The 19,783-nt window shown below is 64.5% G+C and carries 22 protein-coding genes; 13 read left to right on the top strand and 9 right to left on the bottom strand.

Features of this window, described 5'->3' with window-relative positions:
* Positions 1 to 73: 73 nt before the first annotated feature.
* The 4 genes from AB7F49_RS06470 to fliL all read right to left on the bottom strand — a co-directional run bounded on the left by AB7F49_RS06470 (position 74) and on the right by fliL (position 3,094).
* On the bottom strand, positions 74 to 922 hold the full coding sequence (locus tag AB7F49_RS06470) for a MotE family protein (protein WP_428521007.1): 849 nt from the start codon (positions 920 to 922) through the stop codon (positions 74 to 76).
* On the bottom strand, positions 919 to 1,380 hold the full coding sequence (locus AB7F49_RS06475; RefSeq protein WP_428521008.1) for a DUF6468 domain-containing protein: 462 nt from the start codon (positions 1,378 to 1,380) through the stop codon (positions 919 to 921). Before AB7F49_RS06475 ends, AB7F49_RS06470 begins: the two co-directional genes overlap by 4 nt.
* Positions 1,377 to 2,498 (bottom strand): flagellar motor switch protein FliM, encoded by a 1,122-nt coding sequence (gene fliM, locus AB7F49_RS06480; RefSeq protein WP_428521075.1) that lies wholly within the window; start codon positions 2,496 to 2,498, stop codon positions 1,377 to 1,379. The genes AB7F49_RS06475 and fliM overlap by 4 nt, the downstream gene beginning before the upstream one ends.
* Before the next feature lie 80 nt (positions 2,499 to 2,578).
* Entirely contained in the window at positions 2,579 to 3,094 is a 516-nt protein-coding gene (fliL, locus tag AB7F49_RS06485) for a flagellar basal body-associated protein FliL (RefSeq protein WP_428521009.1), read from the bottom strand.
* A gap of 307 nt (positions 3,095 to 3,401) precedes the next feature.
* Here fliL and flgF point away from each other — a divergent pair, with 307 nt between their 5' ends.
* The 5 genes from flgF (at position 3,402) to AB7F49_RS06510 (ending at position 7,147) form a co-directional block, all read left to right on the top strand.
* Positions 3,402 to 4,148 (top strand): flagellar basal-body rod protein FlgF, encoded by a 747-nt coding sequence (gene flgF / locus AB7F49_RS06490; RefSeq protein ID WP_428521010.1) that lies wholly within the window; start codon positions 3,402 to 3,404, stop codon positions 4,146 to 4,148.
* Between the two features lie 15 nt (positions 4,149 to 4,163).
* Positions 4,164 to 4,952, top strand: coding sequence for a flagellar basal-body rod protein FlgG (gene flgG, locus AB7F49_RS06495; RefSeq protein ID WP_428521011.1), 789 nt, complete (start codon positions 4,164 to 4,166; stop codon positions 4,950 to 4,952).
* 12 nt (positions 4,953 to 4,964) lie between these two features.
* A complete protein-coding gene (flgA, locus tag AB7F49_RS06500) occupies positions 4,965 to 5,966 on the top strand; it encodes a flagellar basal body P-ring formation chaperone FlgA (RefSeq protein ID WP_428521012.1) in 1,002 nt (333 codons plus the stop codon).
* 2 nt (positions 5,967 to 5,968) lie between these two features.
* Positions 5,969 to 6,718 carry a flagellar basal body L-ring protein FlgH gene (gene flgH / locus AB7F49_RS06505; RefSeq protein ID WP_428521013.1) on the top strand — a complete coding sequence of 250 codons (750 nt, stop codon included), beginning with the start codon at positions 5,969 to 5,971 and terminating at the stop codon, positions 6,716 to 6,718.
* A 180-nt stretch (positions 6,719 to 6,898) separates the two neighbouring features.
* The gene (locus AB7F49_RS06510; protein ID WP_428521014.1) at positions 6,899 to 7,147 is read left to right on the top strand and encodes a hypothetical protein; all 249 of its coding nucleotides are present in this window, start codon (positions 6,899 to 6,901) and stop codon (positions 7,145 to 7,147) included.
* A 22-nt stretch (positions 7,148 to 7,169) separates the two neighbouring features.
* On the opposite strand, the gene AB7F49_RS06515 is transcribed toward AB7F49_RS06510, so the two are convergent.
* The 3 genes from AB7F49_RS06515 to AB7F49_RS06525 all read right to left on the bottom strand — a co-directional run bounded on the left by AB7F49_RS06515 (position 7,170) and on the right by AB7F49_RS06525 (position 10,090).
* Positions 7,170 to 8,978: a monovalent cation:proton antiporter-2 (CPA2) family protein gene (locus AB7F49_RS06515; protein WP_428521015.1), complete on the bottom strand. Its 1,809-nt coding sequence runs from the start codon at positions 8,976 to 8,978 to the stop codon at positions 7,170 to 7,172.
* Positions 8,979 to 9,101: 123 nt separating this feature from the next.
* The gene (gene dksA / locus AB7F49_RS06520; RefSeq protein ID WP_428521016.1) at positions 9,102 to 9,515 is read right to left on the bottom strand and encodes an RNA polymerase-binding protein DksA; all 414 of its coding nucleotides are present in this window, start codon (positions 9,513 to 9,515) and stop codon (positions 9,102 to 9,104) included.
* Positions 9,516 to 9,679: 164 nt separating this feature from the next.
* Entirely contained in the window at positions 9,680 to 10,090 is a 411-nt protein-coding gene (locus tag AB7F49_RS06525; RefSeq protein WP_428521017.1) for a flagellar assembly protein FliX, read from the bottom strand.
* A 207-nt stretch (positions 10,091 to 10,297) separates the two neighbouring features.
* Here AB7F49_RS06525 and AB7F49_RS06530 point away from each other — a divergent pair, with 207 nt between their 5' ends.
* From AB7F49_RS06530 to flaF, 8 genes are all read left to right on the top strand, one after another.
* Positions 10,298 to 11,413, top strand: coding sequence for a flagellar basal body P-ring protein FlgI (locus tag AB7F49_RS06530; protein ID WP_428521018.1), 1,116 nt, complete (start codon positions 10,298 to 10,300; stop codon positions 11,411 to 11,413).
* The gene (gene flgJ / locus AB7F49_RS06535) at positions 11,413 to 11,775 is read left to right on the top strand and encodes a flagellar assembly peptidoglycan hydrolase FlgJ (protein ID WP_428521019.1); all 363 of its coding nucleotides are present in this window, start codon (positions 11,413 to 11,415) and stop codon (positions 11,773 to 11,775) included. The genes AB7F49_RS06530 and flgJ overlap by 1 nt, the downstream gene beginning before the upstream one ends.
* On the top strand, positions 11,772 to 12,215 hold the full coding sequence (locus AB7F49_RS06540; protein ID WP_428521020.1) for a hypothetical protein: 444 nt from the start codon (positions 11,772 to 11,774) through the stop codon (positions 12,213 to 12,215). Before flgJ ends, AB7F49_RS06540 begins: the two co-directional genes overlap by 4 nt.
* 125 nt (positions 12,216 to 12,340) lie before the next feature.
* Positions 12,341 to 12,673 (top strand): hypothetical protein, encoded by a 333-nt coding sequence (locus AB7F49_RS06545; protein ID WP_428521021.1) that lies wholly within the window; start codon positions 12,341 to 12,343, stop codon positions 12,671 to 12,673.
* 246 nt (positions 12,674 to 12,919) lie between these two features.
* Complete coding sequence (locus tag AB7F49_RS06550; protein ID WP_428521022.1) at positions 12,920 to 14,059, top strand: flagellin; 1,140 nt, start codon at positions 12,920 to 12,922, stop codon at positions 14,057 to 14,059.
* Between the two features lie 202 nt (positions 14,060 to 14,261).
* Positions 14,262 to 15,401, top strand: coding sequence for a flagellin (locus AB7F49_RS06555; protein ID WP_428521023.1), 1,140 nt, complete (start codon positions 14,262 to 14,264; stop codon positions 15,399 to 15,401).
* Between the two features lie 113 nt (positions 15,402 to 15,514).
* Positions 15,515 to 15,949, top strand: a complete 435-nt coding sequence (gene flbT / locus AB7F49_RS06560) for a flagellar biosynthesis repressor FlbT (RefSeq protein ID WP_428521024.1) — start codon at positions 15,515 to 15,517, stop codon at positions 15,947 to 15,949.
* Complete coding sequence (gene flaF / locus AB7F49_RS06565) at positions 15,891 to 16,256, top strand: flagellar biosynthesis regulator FlaF (protein ID WP_428521025.1); 366 nt, start codon at positions 15,891 to 15,893, stop codon at positions 16,254 to 16,256. Before flbT ends, flaF begins: the two co-directional genes overlap by 59 nt.
* 142 nt (positions 16,257 to 16,398) lie before the next feature.
* Here flaF and AB7F49_RS06570 read toward each other — a convergent pair whose 3' ends face one another.
* Together AB7F49_RS06570 and flgK are read right to left on the bottom strand one after the other, a co-directional pair.
* Entirely contained in the window at positions 16,399 to 17,889 is a 1,491-nt protein-coding gene (locus tag AB7F49_RS06570) for a flagellar biosynthesis protein FlgL (protein WP_428521026.1), read from the bottom strand.
* Positions 17,890 to 17,896: 7 nt separating this feature from the next.
* On the bottom strand, positions 17,897 to 19,756 hold the full coding sequence (flgK, locus tag AB7F49_RS06575) for a flagellar hook-associated protein FlgK (RefSeq protein ID WP_428521027.1): 1,860 nt from the start codon (positions 19,754 to 19,756) through the stop codon (positions 17,897 to 17,899).
* Positions 19,757 to 19,783: the final 27 nt, after the last annotated feature.

The following is a 19,783-nucleotide window of genomic DNA, read 5'->3' on the forward strand; positions in this document are numbered from 1 at the left end:
CTCACGCCACTGGTCGGCACATGCAGGCGCGACCCTAACCGAGCGGGAATTAAATCAGCGTTAACCGTGAGGGTCAGGAACCGTTCGGATTGCCCTGGATCTTCGGCAAGTCCTGCGCGCGAGGTCCCGAACCGGAATCGCTTTTTGCCTGGCTGGCCAGTTCCACCGTCAGCCGTTGCGCCGCCTCCGGCGACATCTGCGCCAGAATTTCAGACATGCGGCGGGGCTGGATCATGCGCGCAACCTCCGTTGCGAGCTTGAGGTCGAGCCGGTCGAAAATCCTGGCTGCGTCCTTGGCCTTCATGCTCTCGTACATGGTGACGAGATTCTTGAGCCGGTGCAATTCCACCTCGTCCTTCTGCTGGGTCGCGGCGACGATGCGGGCCTCGGCCTGCTTTAGTTCGCCCAGCCGCTCTTCCAGCTTTTTTTCGGCAGCCTTGAGCAAGGTGTCGCGCATCTCGAGTTCGCTTTGGCGCTGCTCCAGCTCCTTGCGGCGCTCCGACAGCCGTTCGAGCAACGCGCGCTCCGCGGGCGAAATCTGCGGTGCGTCAAGGGCGATCCTGGTCCCCATCGGCGCGGCCTTGGGCGGAGACTTTGCAATGTTTTTCGGCCCCGCCGGCTTGTCCGGCGCGGCCGCATCGGCAGGCTTCGGCGCGCCAACAGACCCGGTCACTTCGGGATAGCCGAACATTTCCTGGGCCCATGACAACTTGCGCACGGGCTCCTGGTGCTTGGCGCTCTGCGCCGGACGTGTGGTCACCGCCGCCTGTTCGTGAAGTGCCCGGTCATTCTTCGCCTGGTGGCCGGCCCCGAGCGTATAGCCGCCGTCGATGACAATCCCCGCCACCTTGAGCAGGAACAGGCCCGCAGCCGCAAACAGCACGATCGGAACGAGGCGCATGCGATGAAACAGGAAGCTCATGCCGCTCGACCGCGCGCGCGGGCGCGCGCCCTCTCCGCAACGGCCTGCGCCGCGGCGGCGACCGCCCTCGCGTCGGTGGCGACGGTCTCGGGGGCGAACTCGGCTACAGGCTCGGATTCGCCGCCGAGAAGACTGTTGGCATAGGCGATCTTGCGCAGACGACCGAGCAGGTCCTCGCCGGCCTGAAGACTGGATGCCATGGCCTTGCAATAGACTTCCGACTCGCGCAGCCGCGCGCCGAGCGTGTCCTCGGCCTCGGTTGCGGTCATCCTGAGCCCGGCGATCGCCCGCTCGGCGCGTTCCGTCGCCATCACAAGCTCGGCGACGCTCGCCTTCATGAGCTTCTCGTCGCCCTTCAGCTTCTCGATCTGCTTGTTGAGGCGCGCGCAATACAGAATCGTCAGCAGCAGAAGGATCGCCACCAGCGATTCGATCGTCAGTCCGAATCCGTAGCTCACGATGCCTCCATGGGCTTCTTCGAGTCGTCGGCATTCTCGAACATTGCGTAGGTCATTTTCGGCTTGCGCAGCTGTTTGGCCACCCGCACCGAAACACGATCGCCGACCCGGCCCATGCGGCCCTCGGTGAGCGAGACATCGCCGCAGCGAAGCGTGATCATGGCGTCCGAACGGATTTCGAGCGGCAGGGTGTCGCCGACCTTCAGCGCCATCATCTGTCGCAGCGGCAGCCGCGCCTCGTAGAGCACCGCATCGACATTCACCTCGGCAAGGCCGATCTCGGTAGCCAGATGCTCTTCCCAGATCTGGTCCCGGCCGAATTTCTCGCCCATGAACATCTGCAGCAGCACGCCGCGGATCGGTTCGATGGTTGCATAGGGCAGCAGCAGTTCGGCGGTGCCGCCGCGATCCTCCATGTCGATGCGCAGCCGCACCAGAATCGCCGCATTGGCAGGCCGCGTGATCGCGGCGAAACGCGGGTTGCTTTCGATGCGGTCGATGTTGAACTGCACCGGTGACAGCGGCTTGAAGGCAAGCTCGGCATCGGCGAGGATCACCTCGACCATGCGCTTGACGAGACTGGTCTCGATCGTGGTGTAGGGGCGTCCCTCCACCCGCATGACCGCCGATCCGCGGCGACCACCAAGCAGCACGTCGATCATCGAGTAGATCAGGCTCGAATTGACCGTGACCAATCCGAGATTGTCCCATTCCTCGGCCTTGAACACCGCCAGGATCGCCGGCAAGGGGATCGAATTGATATAGTCGCCAAATCGCACCGAGGTGATGCGGTCGAGCGAGACCTCGACATTGTCCGAAGTGAAATTGCGCAAGGACGTCGTCAGCAGCCGCACCAGACGGTCGAAGACGATCTCGAGCATCGGCAGACGCTCGTAGGACACCATCGCCGAATCGATGATGGCACGAATGCCGGAATTGTCATTGAAGTTGACGTCGGCGAGGCTGAAACCGAGCAGCCCGTCGATCTCCTCCTGATTGAGGACCCGCTCGGCGGCGCTCTTCTGTCCGAGCTTGCTTTCATCGACCATCGCCGCCCACTGGCCGCTGATCGCAGGCGAGGTACCGGCATCTGCGGTCCCGTCCGGACGATCCGGCATCGTGATGACGGGCGGCTCGGCGCGCGCATCGGCGCCATGCCCCCGATCAGCCCCCGGCGCCTCCTGATCGAGAAGCGTCGTCACTGGACCACGATTTCCTTGAACAGCACGGCATTCACGCGATTGGGCGCAATGGCGTAATTCACGCGCCGCGTCAGCTCTTCCTTCAGGCGGTAGAGGCCAGCGGAACCGTCCAGGTCGGTCGGTCGCAACTCGCGCAGATAGGTCTGGAAGGAATCCATTACCCGCGGCATCACCGGCTGAACCTGCTGGATCAGGGCGGAGTCCGGCAGTTCGAGGACGATCTTGACCTTGAGATATTGCGGCCGGTCGCCGCCGGCATTGGCGAGATTGACGAGCGTGTCCGGCAGATCGAGGAAGGCGGGCGGTTTCGCCGCCGGAGCCGCGACGGCCGCGGCGGGCTTGCCCTTGAACATGAAGAAGGCAGCGACACCGCCGCCGCCAAGCAGGAGGACGGCCACTGAAGCAATCGCAATCAGCTTGATCGCGGATCTGGATTTGGCCGGCGCCGGCTTTGCGGCGCCCTCGCCCTCCCTGTCGCTGTCGGATTCCGCGCGCTTGTTCTTGTCGGCCATGCCATGAGCCCCCGTCCGGCGCAGCTTGCTGCGAAGCCGGCGCCACCGACCGGACGTTACGGTCACGATGGTTAACGAAAACTTTCCGCCGGAGGCCAGGCAGGAACTTTTTGCCGGGTGCGCCGGGCGACATTTGCCCGAAGGACCGCAAAGCCGAATGACGCGTTCGACCTAACATATTGAAACATATGGATTTCCGACGTTGGCATGACCGCTGCAGAGCATTGGCTGTCCGCGGCTTGGGAGAGGCGCGGGCGGTGCGGTTCAAGCCTCGGGAGGGCGCGGCCGTCAGCGTGGGGAGATCGGGATGGAGAATGCCCTTCTGATCGGGTTGTCGCGGCAGATGTCGCTGCGGCGCGAACTCGAGGTGGTGTCGAACAATATCGCCAATCTGAACACGACCGGCTTCAAGGGCGACACCGCGGTGTTCGAAGAATTCCTGATGCCGGGTGCGAGCCACAACGATTTCGGCCGCAGCAGCGGCAAACTGTCCTTCGTCCAGGATCGTTCCACCTGGCACGACCTCAGCCAGGGACCGCTTCGCCAGACCGGCAACGCGCTGGATGTTGCGATCGATGGCAAGGCGTTCCTGGTGGTGCAGACCCCGCGCGGCGAGCGCTACACCCGCAACGGCTCGCTGCAGATGAACCCGGCCGGGGAACTCGTCACCACGGAAGGATACCGGGTGATGGGCGAAGCCGGTCCGATCCAGTTCCAGGCCGAGGACAAGGACATCACCATCAGCCGCGACGGCACCGTGGCGGTGCCCGATGGCGTGCGCGGCAGGCTCCGGCTGGTCACGTTCGAAAACGGTCAGCGGCTGCAGAAAGACGGAGCGTCGACATTCAACGCCCCGGAAGGCGTGCAGGCGAGGCCCGCCGAATACCCGCACGTGATTCAGGGCGCGATCGAGCAGTCCAACGTCAAGGCGGTGGTCGAAATGACGCGAATGATCGAGGTGACGCGCAGCTATACGCAGGTCGCCTCGCTGCTGCAGCAGCATGGCGACATGCGGCGTTCGGCAATCGAACGCCTGGCTGATGTGCCGGCGTAACAACGAGGAACGGTGATGCGAGCGCTTCACACCGCAGCGACGGGAATGATGGCCCAGGAACTCAACGTCCAGGTCATCTCCAACAACATCGCGAATATGCGCACGACCGGGTACAAGCGGCAGCGCGCCGAATTTCAGGATCTGCTCTACGAGCATGTGCGCCGCGTCGGCACCCAGACCTCCGAGCAGGGCAACCTGCTGCCAGCCGGCGTCGAACTCGGCTCCGGCGTCAAGACCGTCGGCACGCCGCGGTTGATGACCCAGGGGGCGATCCTGACCACCGGCAAGGAGACCGACGTCGCAATCCGCGGCGAAGGCTTTTTCCCGATCACAATGCCGGACGGCCGCACCGCCTATACGCGCGATGGTTCATTTGCACTCGACGCCACCGGGCGCCTCGTCACCGCGAACGGCAACGTCGTGCAGCCGACCATCACGATCCCGGCCAACGCAACCGGCCTTACCATCAACGCGCAGGGGCAGGTGATGGTCACGCCGGCCGGATCGACCACGCCGACGCAGGCCGGTCAGATCCAGGTCGCGATCTTCGTGAACAAGTCCGGCCTGCAGGGCATCGGCGACAATCTGTTCCTGGAAACACCGGCCTCCGGCAACGCGCAGCTCGGAACTCCGAGCACGCTCGGCTATGGCAGCCTGCTGCAGAGCTCTCTGGAGCAGGCCAATGTCGAGGCGGTCAGCGAGATTTCCGACCTCATCGCGGCACAACGCGCCTACGAGATGAACGCGAAGGTGGTCTCCGCCGCGGACCAGATGCTGCAATCGACATCCGGCATGATGCGATAGGGAGCAGGACCGATGACACGAATTGCCGCCGCAATGTTGCTCCTTGCCACCATGACCACGGTCGGCGCACAGGACCGGCCTTCGCTGCGTCCGACCGTCCTGGTCGCCGGCGACCTCGTCCGGATCGGGGACCTGGTCGCGGACGTCGCCCCGGAGAAGGCCGACATCGCCGTGTTCCGTGCGCCCGACCTCGGCCAGACCGGCAGCGTGCGAACCGCCGCGGTGATCGAGGCGCTGCGCCCGCATGATGTGGCGGTCGAGGCAAGCGGCCTGACCGAGGTGTCGGTCACCCGCGCGAGCCGCATGATCGGCGCCATCGAGATCAAGGATCGCGTTGCCACGATCGCCGCAGAACGTCTGCGGCTTTCGGACACGGCGAGCATCGCCGTCACGCTGGACGGCCCTGCGCCGACCCTTCATCTCGACCCCGCCGAAACCGGTCCTCTGATCCCGGTCCGCGCGCTGTTCGAGCCACGCGGCGGCCGTTTCGAACTTGTCTTCCGCACCGGTGCGTCGCACCTGCGCGTCACCGGCACGGCACAAGAGATCCACGACGCCGTGGTGCTGCGTCGCGCGGTGGCGCGCGGCGATGTGCTGCGCGAAGACGATGTCGCCCTCGAGAAGCGGCCGAAAGCGGAAGTCCAGGCGGACGCGGTCCGCGACACGGCCGCGGCGGTCGGCATGGCGCTGCAGCAGACGCTGCGTCCCGGCCAGGTGATCCGCAGCCACGACCTCGTGCGACCGCAGCTGGTCAAGCGCGGCGAGCCGGTCATCATCGTCTACGAGGTTCCCGGCATCACGCTCACCGTCCGCGGCAAGATGGAGGATTCCGGCTCGCTCGACGACACCGTCAATGTGCTGAACGTGCAGTCGAAGCGCGTCATCCAGGGCGTCGTGTCCGGCCCCGGTCAGGTCACCGTGACCGCGCTGACGCCGCGGATCGTAAGCGCGGCCCAGAACCGCGACGCCAACCGGATCGCCAACGCCCGTACCGCCCTCACCAAGGCAGAGTAACCATGTCCCTCGTACCGTCATCGATCCGGCATATCTGCATTCTCCTGGTCGCGGCATGGCTCGGAGGCTGCTCTTCCATCGATCGGCTGCGCACGATCGGTGAAGCGCCGCCGCTGTCGCCGATCAACAATCCGACCACCGCCCCGGGCTACAAGCCGGTTCAGATGCCGATGCCGATGCCGCAGCCTGCCTCCTACAATCCGAACTCGCTGTGGCGCAACGGCTCGCGCGCCTTCTTCAAGGATCAGCGCGCGCATCAGGTCGGCGACATCCTGACCGTGAAGGTGAAAATCGACGACAAGGCGTCGGTCGAAAACGAGACTGCGCGACGGCGCAAGGCCAACGAAGACGCCGGAGTGAGCAAGTTCCTTGGCAAGCAGGTCTTGCCGGGGCTAATCAAGGCGCAAGTGCCGAGCACCCTGATCGGCGCCGACTCGCTGACCGCGACCGAAGGCAAAGGCACCACCGACCGCAAGGACGAAGTGTTCACCAACATCGCCGGCGTGGTCACCCAGGTGCTTCCGAACGGCAACCTCGTGATCGAGGGGCGGCAGGAAATGCGCGTCAATTTCGAAGTGCGGGAGCTGATCGTGGCGGGTGTCGTGCGTCCGGAGGACATCGAGAGCGACAACACCATCGAATCGACCAAGATCGCGCAGGCCCGCATCGCCTATGGCGGACGCGGCCAGCTCACCGACATGCAGCAGCCGCGCTACGGACAACAGGTGATGGACATCCTTCTGCCGTTCTGAGTTTCACTTCAAAGTCCTCTCCTGCTTTTCACGAGGCGAGGAGCAGAACTCCCACGCCGCACCGGGGCGCGCACCGGACGGCGACGCGACGCGGCCTCCGGCAAGCTCCCCTGCCGGAGGCCGCGCTCGATTCCGGAGGGCCGCCTGTTATAGTGGCGGCATCGCGCGTGGGAGTTCTTCATGCACATCCTGATGTTGGTCGGCCTCGGCGTGGCGATGCTCGCCGTCATGCATTTCGGCCCCCGCGCTGCCGGCCTTGCATTCAATGGGGCCTGGTATTTCATCTGGCTGTGGCTGGTGATTTCGATCGCCAATGGAATCTACGGTCATCTGCGCGTCGGCATTCCGCTGATCAACGAGATCGCCGCGTTCCTTCCGATCTTCGGTATCCCCGCAGCGCTTGCGTGGTGGCTGATGTATCGCGGCTGAGCGGCCGGAAGCCGCGCCGTGGTCAGACCTCGTCCGCCGGAGGCTGTTCGCCCATCACGCGGCCGGCCTGCTTCGGTTTGGTGAACGGGGTCGGCTTCGGGACGTTGCCGTGCATGAGATCGCGGCCGGCGCCGAACCCGCCGGCCACTTCCAGCGCGAAGCGCTCGGCGTCGCGCCGGCGAAGCTCCTCCACGATCTCGGAAGCCTCGCGGTCCGGAACGCCGAGTTCGCGCAACGCCAGTTCGCCGAACCTCATCGCCGACTCGAACGTCTCGCGTATCTGGGTCTCGACGCCATTGTGTACGAGCTCCAGCGCGTGCTCCCGATCGAAGGAGCGGACCATCAGCTTCGCCTGCGGAAAATCGTCCATCACGATCTCGGCGATGCGGGTCGCGGTGTAGCGGCTGTCGACACAGACCGCGATCAGTCTGGCCTTGCGCGCGCCAGACGCCTCGAGCAGATCGAGCCGCGAGCCATCGCCATAATAGATCTTGAACCCGAAATCCGCGGCACTGCGAATCATTTCGGTATCGTTGTCGATGATCGTCACATCATAGCCGCGCGCGAGCAGCGACTGGCTCGCGACCTGACCGAACCGGCCAAAGCCGACGATCAGCACGCTGGCGGATAGATCCTGCGGCGCTTCCACGCCGTCGAGCGATTGCTCCCGCTTGGGCGTCAGCCATCGCAGCGCGATGACCGCCAGCGGCGTGAGCGCCATCGAAATGATCACCACGGTGGTCATGATCGCGTTGACCCGAGCAGTGAAGATGCCCGCCGCTGCCGCCGCCGAATACAGCACGAAGGCGAATTCGCCGCCCTGCGAGAACAGCGCCGCGCGGTAAATGGCCTCGTGGTGCGGCGCCTTGAACAGCCGTGCCACGGCATAGATGCCGATCGACTTGACGATCATGTAGGACAGCACGCCGGCAATCATGAACCGCCAGTCGGTCATCAGCACCGAGAGGTCGAGCGCCATTCCGACGCCGATGAAGAACAATCCAAGCAGGATGCCGCGAAACGGTTCGATGTCGGCTTCGAGCTGGTGGCGGAACGTGGATTCCGACAGCATGACACCCGCAACGAATGCACCCATCGCCATCGACAGACCCGCAAGCTGCATGATGAGCGCGGAGCCGAGCACAACGAGCAGCGCCGCCGCGGTCATCACTTCGCGCGCACGCGCGGCCGCGAGCAGTCCGAAGAACGGATTGAGCAGCCAGCGGCCGGCGGCGAGCAGCGCCACCACCGCCGCGATCGCGATCAGCACCGCGAGCCAGGCCGGCTCGCTGGTTTCCGCGCCTCCGGGAGCCAGCAATGCAACAAGCGCCAGCAGCGGCACGATCGCCAGATCTTCCAGCAGCAGGATCGAGATCATGCGCTGGCCTTCCGGGGTCCCGGTATCGCCGCGCTCGTTGAGAACCTGCGCGACCACCGCGGTCGAGGTCAGCACGAATCCCATGGCGGCGAAGAGCGCAACCTTCGGCGACAGGCCGTAGAACATGCCGACGCCGGTCAGGAGCAGGCCGCATATGGCAACCTGCGCGGCGCCAAGACCGAAGATTTCACGCCGCAATCCCCAAAGGCGCGACGGCTGCATTTCCAGCCCGATCACGAACAGGAACATCACCACGCCGAGTTCGGCGACGTGAAGTATGGCCTGCGGGTTGGTGAAGAGCTTGAGGCCGAACGGCCCGATCACGACGCCCGCAGCGAGGTAGCCGAGCACCGAGCCGAGGCCAAGCCGCATAAAGACGGGCGCGGCCACCACGCCGGCGCCGAGCAGCGCGACGACCTGGATCAGTTCGGTATTGGCTTCAGCCGACGCCATGCCCTGCCGATCTCGTTCGCGACACCTGCGGAAGAGGTGCGCGCAGGCGGCAGGGATTGTCAATCGGCGGCTCGCAGGTCGGACTGATCCGCCGACATTCGCCGGACCGGGCGCTGCAAGCCCTCAATCGTCGCGGTAGACCCGTTCCCGCCGCTCGTGACGCTCCTGCGCCTCGATCGACAGCGTTGCGATCGGACGGGCTTCCAGCCGGCGCAGCGAGATCGGCTCGCCGGTTTCCTCGCAATAACCGTAGGTGCCTTCATCGATGCGCGCGAGCGCCGCGTCGATCTTGGCGATCAGCTTGCGCTGACGGTCACGCGCCCGCAGTTCGATGGCACGATCGGTCTCGGAGGAGGCACGATCGGCAAGATCGGGGTGATTCTGGTTCTCGTCCTGCAAATGCTGAAGCGTCTCCCGCGCCTCTTTCAGAATATCATCCTTCCAGGCCAGAAGCTTGTCGCGGAAATACTCCCGCTGCTTCTCATTCATGAACGGCTCTTTTTCGGTGGGCCGGTAATCCTTCAGTTTGGCCGGCATTCCTGATCACTCCCGCGGTCCGCGAGTCACCCCCTCGCGGCGGCGAGCTTATAACGGGGCAGGGTTGGGCCGACAACAGCGATTTATTCGCCGACCTTTCCGGAATGTCATAATATGTACTTGGAATCGCTTGACTTTGCGCGACGCCCCGGGCCGGAAAGGCCTCATCGACGGGACAATTTGGCGATCTCGACCTGGACCCGCAGATCGATTTCGGCCAGCACCTGATCCAGAGCCCGGTCCCCGGTTTCCGCTGTCAATCCGCCCGCCGCGGACTTCAGCCGGTTGAGCGCCGGTTGATCGAGCGAATCCGACAGGAGCCCGAGTTTGAGTGCGTCCAGCGCATCCAGCGCCGCGCGCCCTCCCCGCACCGCCCGCCGGCGCCGCTCGGCCTTGTCCTCGACCCCCTGCAGGGCAACCAGGACGTCGATCCCGGCAATCGCCTGTAGCGATCCGGTCCCGGCACGGCTCGATGAATTGGCACCCTCGGCCAGAGAAAAGCCGCCGCTTCCGGAGCGCCGGGGGGCTGGCGCATCCCGCACCGCCGCATTGCCTGAGGTTGCCGCTATTCGCATGGAGCGAGCTTGCGGTCTTGTGGTTAACCGAGCGTAAAGACACCGGCAAAAGCTGCCGGGGCGGCGGCAGGCGATGCCGCCCGCCCGGACCGTCCGCCGGCTCGGCGTTCGAAAAAAGTTCGGAAGATCAGAGCCTTGAGGCGAAAGCCAGAACTGGCACAGCGCTCGCATCATGCTCTCCAAGGTCCGGCCTTCATGGGGAGCATGATGTCGAGGACGTTCGAAGTTGCGCGCGCCGTGCTTGCGGCTTTGGCGCTGATCGTTGGCGCGGGGACGGCTGAGGCCACGTCCCGCATCAAGGATCTGGCCAATGTCGAGGGCGTGCGCCAGAACCAGCTGATCGGCTACGGGCTGGTCGTGGGCCTCAATGGCACCGGCGACACGCTCAACAACATCCCGTTCACGCGCCAGTCGCTGCAGGCGATGCTGGAGCGGCTCGGCGTCAACGTCCGCGGTCAGCAATTGCGCACCGGCAACGTCGCCGCGGTAATGGTGACCGCCAACCTGCCGCCGTTCGGTACGCAAGGCACGCGGATCGACGTGACCGTGTCTGCGCTGGGCGATGCCAAGAGTTTGCAGGGCGGAACGGTGCTGGTGACCCCCCTGCTCGGCGCCGACGGCAATGTCTATGCCGTGGCACAGGGCTCGGTTGCAATCGCCGGTTTCCAGGCCGAGGGCGAAGCCGCCAAGATCGTGCGCGGCGTGCCGACGGTCGGCCGCATCGCCAATGGCGCGATCATCGAGCGCGAGATCGATTTCCAGCTCAACCGGCTGAACAAGGTACGCCTTGCGCTGCGCAACGCCGATTTCACCACCGCCAAGCGGATCGCAGCCGCGATCAACGACTTCATGGGCTCCGCGACCGCCGAGCCGCTCGATCAGTCGACCGTGCAGCTCACCCTGCCCGGAAAGAGCGACACCAACATGGTTGCGCTGCTGACCGAGATCGAGCAATTGCAGATCGAGCCCGATCTCGCCGCCAAGATCGTGATCGACGAGCGCTCCGGCGTGATCGTGATGGGCCGCGACGTACGGGTTTCGACGGTCGCGGTGGCGCAAGGCAACCTCACCGTCACGATTTCGGAGGCGCCGCAGGTCAGCCAGCCAGCGCCATTCTCCCAGGGCGAGACCGTGGTCGTGCCCCGCACGCAGGTCGGCGTGCAGGAAGACGGCAGGAAGCTTGCGATCGTTCGTGACGGCGTGTCGCTGCAACAACTCGTCGACGGCCTGAACGCGCTCGGTCTGTCCCCGCGCGACCTGATCGCGATCCTCCAGGCGATCAAGGCCGCCGGCGCGATCCAGGCCGATATCGAGGTGATGTGATGGCCGCGGCATTCGATCTGAAGGCGGCATCGAGCGTGAAATCCGCCTATGCCGCCCTCACCGCCCAGCAGCAGCTTGCGGGAGCAAAATCCGCCAGCACGGCGAAAGCGCGCCAGGCCTCGGAAGATTTCGAGGCGGTGTATCTCAACACCATGTTCAGCCAGATGTTCACCGCCATCGACGGCGACGGCCCATTCGGCGGCGGCAAGGCGCTCGGCGTCTGGCGCTCCTTCCTGACCGACGCCTACGCGAAGTCGTTTGCCAAGAGCGGCGGCATCGGTATCGCGTCGGATGTTTATCGCACGCTGATGGCGCAGCAGGAAGATCGCGGCGCCGCGCCGGCCGCGGAGACGACACCATGAAAGAAGCCCTGCCACCCCTCGAAGTGATGGCCGAACTCGCAACGGCGATGGATGCGATCCTGCACCTCATCGAGCAGGAGACCGCGTTGGTGCGCGCCGGCCGTCTTTCCGACGCCGCCAGGCTCCAGGCGGAAAAGACCGAGCTTGCGAACCTCTATTACGCCGGCGCGAGCCACATCAGAACGATACTTCCTGACCTGGCGTCCACGCACCCGCAAGCCCTGGCCGCAATGAAGCGCAAGCACGAAGAATTTCGCGCGCTCTTGCAGACCAATCTCACCGTGCTGGCGACCGCGCACGCGGTGTCGGAAGGCATCATGCGCGGGGTGTCCGATGAACTGGCCCGCAAAGCGGCGCCCTCCACCTATGGGGCGACCGGACGGACCAACGCGCCGCGTGCCAGCGCCGCGCAGCCGCTCGCGGTCAGTCGCGTGCTGTAAGCCTTCGCCGGTCCAGCACGAATCGGTGCAGGTTTACCTAGTTTCCTGACAGCCGGTTAATGCCGCTGTCGTAGTGTTGCGTCCCCGTCATTCCCGGAAGCGCGCGAGAGCGCGGGAGGGTGACCATGGACTCAAACCTCACCGTCAAGCCGCGGGAAAACATCGCGCGGACGGTTGCCGGTCGCAGCAATATCGTTCGCACCGAACTGTCGCCGTCACAAAGCGTCAATGCCGCGCAACAGGCATCCGTCGCGCATTACGAGCCGACCGAGACCGCTACGCGCGAGCCCGTGATCGACCCGCGATGCCAGGCCGTACTCGACCGCGAGCGCGAGGAACGCGATCGCCGCCGTTCACGCAAGGACGAAGCGCTGCTCCGGCAGAGGGCTTATGGCCGCAATCCGGAGCCGCAGGAAGCACCGCAAGACGACGCTCAGCATGCGGATTTTCAGGTATAGCCGGATTTCTCCCGGCTCCGGTGCAAGCGCGACCGAGACGCGGTCGTGTTGCGCAGCTTCCGACCTCGCGCCGTGCCATCGTTACCAAGACATGAAGCCGGCGTTTGAAAGGCCGGGCCCGCCATTCACGCGCTCTCAACTCGTTAACCATGCTTTTTTACGCGGTTTTGAAAAGAGCCGTGGCATCACCGCCGGCGATCCGGACGGGATCGCATGCGGTAATCAAACCAGAAAGGTTGAGTCACGATGGCTTCCAACAATATCACCCTGTCGGCGTCGGTCCGTCAGAACCTCCTCTCGCTGCAGAACACTGCAGACCTGATGAGCACGACGCAGAACCGGCTCGCGACCGGCAAGAAGGTGAACTCGGCGCTCGACAATCCGGGCAACTTCTTCACCTCGCAGGCCCTCAACAATCGCGCCAGCGACCTGAACTCGCTCCTCGACTCGATCGGCCAGGCCCAGCAGACCCTGAAGGCCGCCGATAACGGCATCACCTCGCTCACCAAGCTTGTGGAATCGGCGAAGTCGATCGCCAAGCAGGCGCAGCAGAGCGCGGCGCCGGACGCTACCTACGCTCTCGCCATCACCGGCACGCCCACCGTGGACGACACCCTGGTCAACGGCCTGTCCGGCACGTTCACCGTGCAGGTCGGCTCCGGCGCGGTTCAGTCGATCGATCTGTCGGGCCTCACCACCGCCGCAGGATTTCAGAGCGCGTTGGAAGGTCTGACCGGCGTCACTGCGACGCTCAGCGGCGGCAACGTCTCGATCACGTCCAACACGTCGGACACCGTCACCATCGGCGGCACCGACGCCGCAGCGCTTGTCGGCGCCGCCAATGTCGGCGTGGAAACCCCGACCGTGACGATTGCAACGCCGAGCACGAGCCGCGAGAGCCTGCAGGATCAGTACAACGACATCCTCTCGCAGATCGATGCGCTGGCGGCGGACGCTTCCTACAACGGCATCAACCTTCTGAACGGCGACGACCTGAAAGTGGTGTTCAACGAGGATGGCTCGAGCTCCCAGAGCATCTCGGGCGTGGATTTCACCGCTGCCGGTCTGTCTCTGGCGAACCTGAGCGGCGACGAGTTCCAGACCAACGGCGATATCGACACGGTGATCGGCGACCTCGATGCAGCGCTCAACTCGCTGCGTTCGCAGGCTGCTCAATTCGGCTCCAACCTGACCACGGTGCAGATCCGCCAGGACTTCACCAAGAACATGGTCAACACCCTGCAGACCGGTGCCGACAATCTGGTGCTGGCCGACACCAACGAGGAAGGTGCCAACCTTCTCGCCCTGCAGACCCGTCAGCAGCTTTCCACCACGGCCCTGTCGCTGTCCGCGCAGGCCGATCAGGCGGTGCTGCGGCTGTTCTGATCTCGTCCAGCCATTCCGAATGCCGAAGCGGCGGGGCAGGTCCCCGCCGCTTTTCTTTTGTGAGTTCGCTTCGCCAAAGACTCGACGGATTTACCGTTCGTTTAAACATTATTTACGGCTCATTAGGGTTACCGGATCATTATCAGGTCCCAGCAGCCCGCGTTTGCGGTGCGACTGTGATTTGGAAAAAGGGAATTTCGTCATGGGCGACATCGTGCTTTCCGCCGGCGTTCGGCAGAATCTGCTGTCCTTGCAGAGTACGGCAGAGCTGATGGCGACGACCCAAAACCGTCTTGCCACGGGAAAGCGGGTCAATTCGGCACTCGACAATCCGAGCAACTTCTTCACATCGCAGGCATTGAGCTACCGGGCGGGCGATCTGAACTCGCTGCTGGATTCGATCGGTCAGGCACAAAAGACCATCGAGGCCGCCGACCACGGAATCACGGCGATCACCAAACTGGTCGAGTCCGCCAAGTCGATCGCCAAGCAGGCGCAGCAGACCGCGGAGCCGGACGCGACCTACGCACTGGGCGTAACCGGCAGCGTCACCCTCACCGATCCTCTGGTCAACGGCCTCACCGGTACCCTGACCGTGCAGGTCGGATCGGGGGCGGTGCAAACCATCAATCTCACCGGCCTCACCAGCGTCGCCGACCTGACAACGGCGCTGGGCGGCCTGACCGGTGTCACCGCCACGGTCAATGGCTCCAACCAGATCTCGATCACCTCCACGACATCCGACATCGTCACGATCGGCGGCAGCGACGCGGCCGCCCTGGTCGGTGCCGCCTCGGTTGGCGTCCATACGCCGACGGCCAGCGTTGCGTCGCCAAACAGCGTTCGCGCGAACCTGCAGAGCCAGTTCAACGAAATTCTGGTGCAGATCGACTCGCTGGCGCGCGATGCCTCCTATAACGGCGTGAACCTGCTGGGCGGCGACGGCTTGAAGGTGGTGTTCAACGAGGACGGCAGCAGTTCTCTCGAGATCAACGGTGTCGACTTCGACACCGCCGGGCTCGGCCTCACTGCGCTGAGCGGCGACGAATTCCAGACCAACCTGACCACCGATGCGGTGCTGGTGAATGTCGACCAGGCATTGCGGACCTTGCGCGCGCAGGCTTCGGCTTTCGGCTCGAAGCTCAGCACCGTGCAGATCAGGCAGGACTTCACCAAGAACCTGGTCCGCACGCTGGAGACCGGCGCCGACAACCTCGTGCTCGCCGATACCAATGAGGAAGGCGCCAACATGCTGGCGCTGCAGACCCGCCAGCAGCTCTCCACCACCGCCCTGTCGCTGTCCGCGCAGGCCGACCAGGCCGTGCTGCGGCTGTTCGGCTGATCCACCGGACGTCCCGGATTTTCCGCGGCGGGGCAAAGCCCCGCCGTTTTTGTTTACGCGCCGTTAACCATGAACGGCCGACCATTGGATCGAATCTTTCGGAGATCCAGGTCATGGCGCTCAAGGTCGAACTGAAGCCCGGCGAACGTATCCTGATCGGCGACAGCGTGATTTCCAACGGCGACCAGCGCACCCGCTTTCTGGTCGAAGGCACCGCGCCAATCCTGCGCGAGCGCGACATCATGACTGCGGACCGCGCCGATACGCCGGCCAAACGCATCTATCTCGCGGTGCAGCTGATGTATATCGGCGGCGATCCTTCCAGGCAGCACGAAGTGTATTTCGCGCTGATGCAGGACATCGTGCAGGCGGCGCCCAGCGCGTGGCGACACATTGCCGATATCAACAATCAAATCTTAACGGGCGATCTGTATAAGGCATTGAAATCCGCCAAGAAACTGATCGAGTACGAGCAGGAGCTGCTAACGCATGCAACACGCGGCCAAAGCCTACGGAACGGTGGCCCAGCAGACCGCAAGTCCGCGTAACCTCGAAGCCCAGCTCTTGCTCCGAGCCGCGTCCAGACTGCAAAGCGTCCACGACCACTGGGACAGCCAGCGCGCAACGCTCGACCATGCGCTGCTGTTCAATCGAAAGCTCTGGACGGTTTTTCTCACATCGGCCACCAACAGCACCAACCCGCTGCCGGCTGAGGTTCGCCAGAACATCGCCAATATCGGCATTTTCGTCATCAACCATACGCTGAATGTGATGGGCAATCCGCAACCGGAACGGCTGCGCAGCCTGATCAACATCAATCGCCAGCTGGCCGCCGGACTGGGCGGCAAGGCGTAGCGTTTCGACGGCCACCGTTCTCATTTGTTGCTGCGGGATCGCCCCGCCGTCTTTTTTCTTCCAGCATCGACCCAAAAGCCGTCGACGCCCGCGGACGCAGGGCGCCGCATGAGCGATTTGCCGGAAGACAGCCTCGCCGTTGCTACAGGTAATTCACAATACTCATCTGGAAGAGATTGGCAGTGGTCTGCAGCGAGGCCTGCAGGCTTGTCTGCAGCGCGAGGATTTTTGCCGCGACCTGTTCGTTGCTGATGCCCTCGATCTCCTGCAGCAGGTCGCTGACGGTTGCCCCGGTTTGCTGGTGCCGGTCGCGCGCCGCCGCGAGCGATATCTGCGCACCGGCCATCTCGGCCTGGATCGCCTCGACACTTTGCATGCCCGGCGGCACGTCCAGCGCCTGGCGCAGCCGCCCGCTCATTGCCGCCGAGCGCTCCTCGCCGTCCGGGTCGCCACCGGGAAGCGCGATGGCCGCAAGCGCTGCGATATTCTGCAATTGCCAGCGAAGACCCTCCTCGTTCGCGCGCAGGCCGTATTGCACGGTGATCGACTGGTCGATCCGCGCCGTCGCGGTCGAGCGGGACGGCTGGCTGCCGGCTTCACCGACGTACCAGAACACCGTGTCGGCGGCGGTCCCCGCAACAAGCCCCGTGGCCGCGTCGAATGGAGGACCTGCGACCCGCCGCGGTGGATGGGATGCGTCGACGTTGAAAAAATCGTCGGCCGCGGCCAGCGCCGAGGCTGCCGAGAGTGCCGTTCGGGCGAGGCTTGCGATTTCGGCACCAAGTGCGGTCCGGAGATTGGCCGCGGTCGCCGTCGAATCCGCGCCGATGGAAAATTCGCCGGCAGCCGGCGTTGCCGAGGCAGTCGCAGTGAGTGTGATCGTCTCGGTCGATCCATCCGGCAGATCGAGTGTAAGCCGCAGGACCTCGCCGGCATTCGGATTGACGGAGCCGAGATCGACCGAGACCTGCGGCGGCGCGCCGGCCGGACCCGCGACGATCGATCCCGCCAGCGAAGAATCCATGGCGGCAAGCTTGAAGCCGAACGCTGTTGCCTCCTCGCTCACGGCAACCGCGGTCGGCATTGGTGCCGTCACCAGAAGGCGCCCCAGCCCGGCCGAACCCATGTCGGCCTGCAAGCGCTCCGTCACAATCTGCCTGAAGCCGGCGCGGCCCGCATCGCCATCGAGGATCTGCGACAGCGACGGCACCGCGGGCTGGTCGCTGGATGCACCCGAGAACAGGTAGCGGTCGCCGGCGCGGGTATTCAGCAGACCGAGAATCTCTCCGAGCGCCGAATTCGCGCTCGCCTGGGCAGCAGCGGGGCCGTCTCCGGACGTCATCTGCGCTGCAACAGCCTTGGTCTCGCGCCCGATATCGGCGATGCGAGTCAGCGCAGACTGCGCCAGATCGAGCCGGACACCGACGCTCGTGATGGTGTCGCCATAGGCCCCGATCGCCGAAAGATGCGATCGCAGTCCGACCGTCAGGCCGCGCTGGATCCCGATGCCGGCATAGCTGTCGGCGCGCTTTCCGCTGGCAAGCTGCTGCTGCAAGTCGCCAAGCTGCGTACGCATGTCGACCAGCGACTGCGTCAACAGCAGGGATCGCGTTCCAATACCGCCGATGCTCATTCAAGCCTCAGATTCTCATCAGCTGATCCATCATGTCCTTCACCACCGACATGACGCGCGCATTGGCGCCATAGGCACTTTGAAGGGACAGAAGGTTTGCCATTTCGACGTCGATATTCACCGCCGATCCTTCGGCGACCCGCGCCTTCAGCGCATTGACCACGACCTCCTGGCCGGCCGCGAGGCTCGCCGCATTTGCAGCGTTCTCGCCTTGTGCACCGATCACCTGTCGCAGAAACCGCGACAGCGATCCGGAGAATGGTGACGATTCCGATCCGATTCCGGTCTTGGCGGAAAACGTGACGGAAGAATCGAGCAACTGTCCGAGTATGAAACTCGGCCGCGTGGAATCCCCGGCCGGGGTTTCGGGCTGAAACACCACAAGCTTCGAGGGATCGGCGGCGAGTTGTGCGTTGACCACAATGCGCCCTGCGAGTCCCGCGCCTTGCGGACCGGCCCCGGTGATGGCGCCGGTATAGATTGCCGCCGCATCCGTGAAGAAGGGAAGATGGGTGCTGCCGCCACCAAATCCGGTACGTGTGACCGTCACGCTCGCCGCATCAATGCTCGCATTGTTGGCAGCGCCATCGTCAAGGATGCGCAGGGTCGAGCCGGACGGATTGGAGAAGACGACTCTGCCGTTGAAATGGCTGTTAAGCTGCGCCGCGACGGAGGCCAGACCTGCCGAGAAATCGATGCCGATGACCGTGTCGCCGGTCGCCGCGGTCACGTCATTCGACAGCGGCAGCGCGGCCGGGTCGTCGACCCGCACGATCGTCACGCGATGCTGCTGTCCCGAATGGTCCGACCAGGTGACATTGATGCGGTTTCCCGCCAGCAGCCCAGCGGTATCGATGTCATATCCCTGCTGCGCGCCCGCGGTCACCGCGTTGCCCGCAATCGTCACGTCGGACAGGCTCGAAGCCATCGCCGCGGCGATCGCATCAAGCTGCACCTGCGCCTCCGGCAGGATATAGTCGCGCATCTCGAAATAGGCCGCGATCTCTCCCGAGCGAATCGCATTGGCGGCGAGAAGATCGATGCGGCCTCCGGTCGGCGTAACCATGGTGATGGTGCCGACCGTGCGGGTTGCGGGGTCGGAGGTCCATTGCGCGGCCGGGGCCATCGTGCCCTGAGGCTCGAAGGCGAGCCGCGCGGCATCGGCGCCGACCAGCTGGATGCCCGAATTGGTAAACACATTGATCTGGTTGTGATCGGTCGCGATCACGCGAATGTCCATCAGCTGCGACAGTTCGTCGATATGCATGTCGCGCTGATCGAGGAGCGTCGCCGTGGCCGCGTCCGGAGCATTGTTGAGCGCAAGCTGCCGATTGACGTCGGCGATCTGCTGCATCGCGTGATTGGCGCGGGCGACCGAGTCATGAATCCCGAGTTCGGCATCACCCCGCAGCGCCTGGATGTCCCTCGTCATCCCGTTGAGCTGCTGGGTCAGCACCTGCGCTGCGCTGATGACAGCGGCGCGCGCGGTGGACGATTCCGGCGAAGTTCCCAGTGTCTGCACCGCGGACGTGAAGTCGTTGAATGCCGCCTCAAGCGTCGCGTCGGTGCCCGGTTCGCCATAGATGTGCTGGAGGCGCGAATAGAATTCCGCCCGCAGACCGGCATAGCTGCCGCCTGCCGCTTCGGTGCGCAATTGCCGTTGCAGGTAGATGTCGAGCTCGCGATTGACCGCCGCGGCGCGCACGCTGACGCCGTTTCCGCCCGCAGAGGTCGACGTCTGAACCAGACTCTTGCGGACATAGCCGGCTGTTTCCGCATTCGCCACATTGGAGGCGATCAGAGAGAGCCCGGCCTGCACGGTGCGCAAGCCGGCGGTGGAGGTGCTGAGGGCCTGCGAGAGGCTCATGCCATTGTCCTAGTGAATGCCGCCATC

It is taken from the genome of Pseudorhodoplanes sp. (assembly GCF_050250235.1).
In the GTDB taxonomy this organism is placed as follows: Bacteria; Pseudomonadota; Alphaproteobacteria; order Rhizobiales; family Xanthobacteraceae; genus Pseudorhodoplanes.

Coding starts and splice junctions, on each gene's coding strand:
- AB7F49_RS06530 (WP_428521018.1), top strand. CDS start 10,298: ATGTCGAGGACGTTCGAAGTTGCGCGCGCCGTGCTTGCGGCTTTGGCG.
- fliM (WP_428521075.1), bottom strand. CDS start 2,498: ATGCCGGATCGTCCGGACGGGACCGCAGATGCCGGTACCTCGCCTGCG.
- flgF (WP_428521010.1), top strand. CDS start 3,402: ATGGAGAATGCCCTTCTGATCGGGTTGTCGCGGCAGATGTCGCTGCGG.
- AB7F49_RS06515 (WP_428521015.1), bottom strand. CDS start 8,978: ATGGCGTCGGCTGAAGCCAATACCGAACTGATCCAGGTCGTCGCGCTG.
- flbT (WP_428521024.1), top strand. CDS start 15,515: ATGGCGCTCAAGGTCGAACTGAAGCCCGGCGAACGTATCCTGATCGGC.
- AB7F49_RS06525 (WP_428521017.1), bottom strand. CDS start 10,090: ATGCGAATAGCGGCAACCTCAGGCAATGCGGCGGTGCGGGATGCGCCA.
- flgG (WP_428521011.1), top strand. CDS start 4,164: ATGCGAGCGCTTCACACCGCAGCGACGGGAATGATGGCCCAGGAACTC.
- fliL (WP_428521009.1), bottom strand. CDS start 3,094: ATGGCCGACAAGAACAAGCGCGCGGAATCCGACAGCGACAGGGAGGGC.
- flaF (WP_428521025.1), top strand. CDS start 15,891: ATGCAACACGCGGCCAAAGCCTACGGAACGGTGGCCCAGCAGACCGCA.
- AB7F49_RS06540 (WP_428521020.1), top strand. CDS start 11,772: ATGAAAGAAGCCCTGCCACCCCTCGAAGTGATGGCCGAACTCGCAACG.
- flgH (WP_428521013.1), top strand. CDS start 5,969: ATGTCCCTCGTACCGTCATCGATCCGGCATATCTGCATTCTCCTGGTC.
- AB7F49_RS06545 (WP_428521021.1), top strand. CDS start 12,341: ATGGACTCAAACCTCACCGTCAAGCCGCGGGAAAACATCGCGCGGACG.
- flgJ (WP_428521019.1), top strand. CDS start 11,413: ATGGCCGCGGCATTCGATCTGAAGGCGGCATCGAGCGTGAAATCCGCC.
- AB7F49_RS06555 (WP_428521023.1), top strand. CDS start 14,262: ATGGGCGACATCGTGCTTTCCGCCGGCGTTCGGCAGAATCTGCTGTCC.
- AB7F49_RS06510 (WP_428521014.1), top strand. CDS start 6,899: ATGCACATCCTGATGTTGGTCGGCCTCGGCGTGGCGATGCTCGCCGTC.
- flgK (WP_428521027.1), bottom strand. CDS start 19,756: ATGAGCCTCTCGCAGGCCCTCAGCACCTCCACCGCCGGCTTGCGCACC.
- flgA (WP_428521012.1), top strand. CDS start 4,965: ATGACACGAATTGCCGCCGCAATGTTGCTCCTTGCCACCATGACCACG.
- AB7F49_RS06570 (WP_428521026.1), bottom strand. CDS start 17,889: ATGAGCATCGGCGGTATTGGAACGCGATCCCTGCTGTTGACGCAGTCG.
- dksA (WP_428521016.1), bottom strand. CDS start 9,515: ATGCCGGCCAAACTGAAGGATTACCGGCCCACCGAAAAAGAGCCGTTC.
- AB7F49_RS06470 (WP_428521007.1), bottom strand. CDS start 922: ATGAGCTTCCTGTTTCATCGCATGCGCCTCGTTCCGATCGTGCTGTTT.
- AB7F49_RS06550 (WP_428521022.1), top strand. CDS start 12,920: ATGGCTTCCAACAATATCACCCTGTCGGCGTCGGTCCGTCAGAACCTC.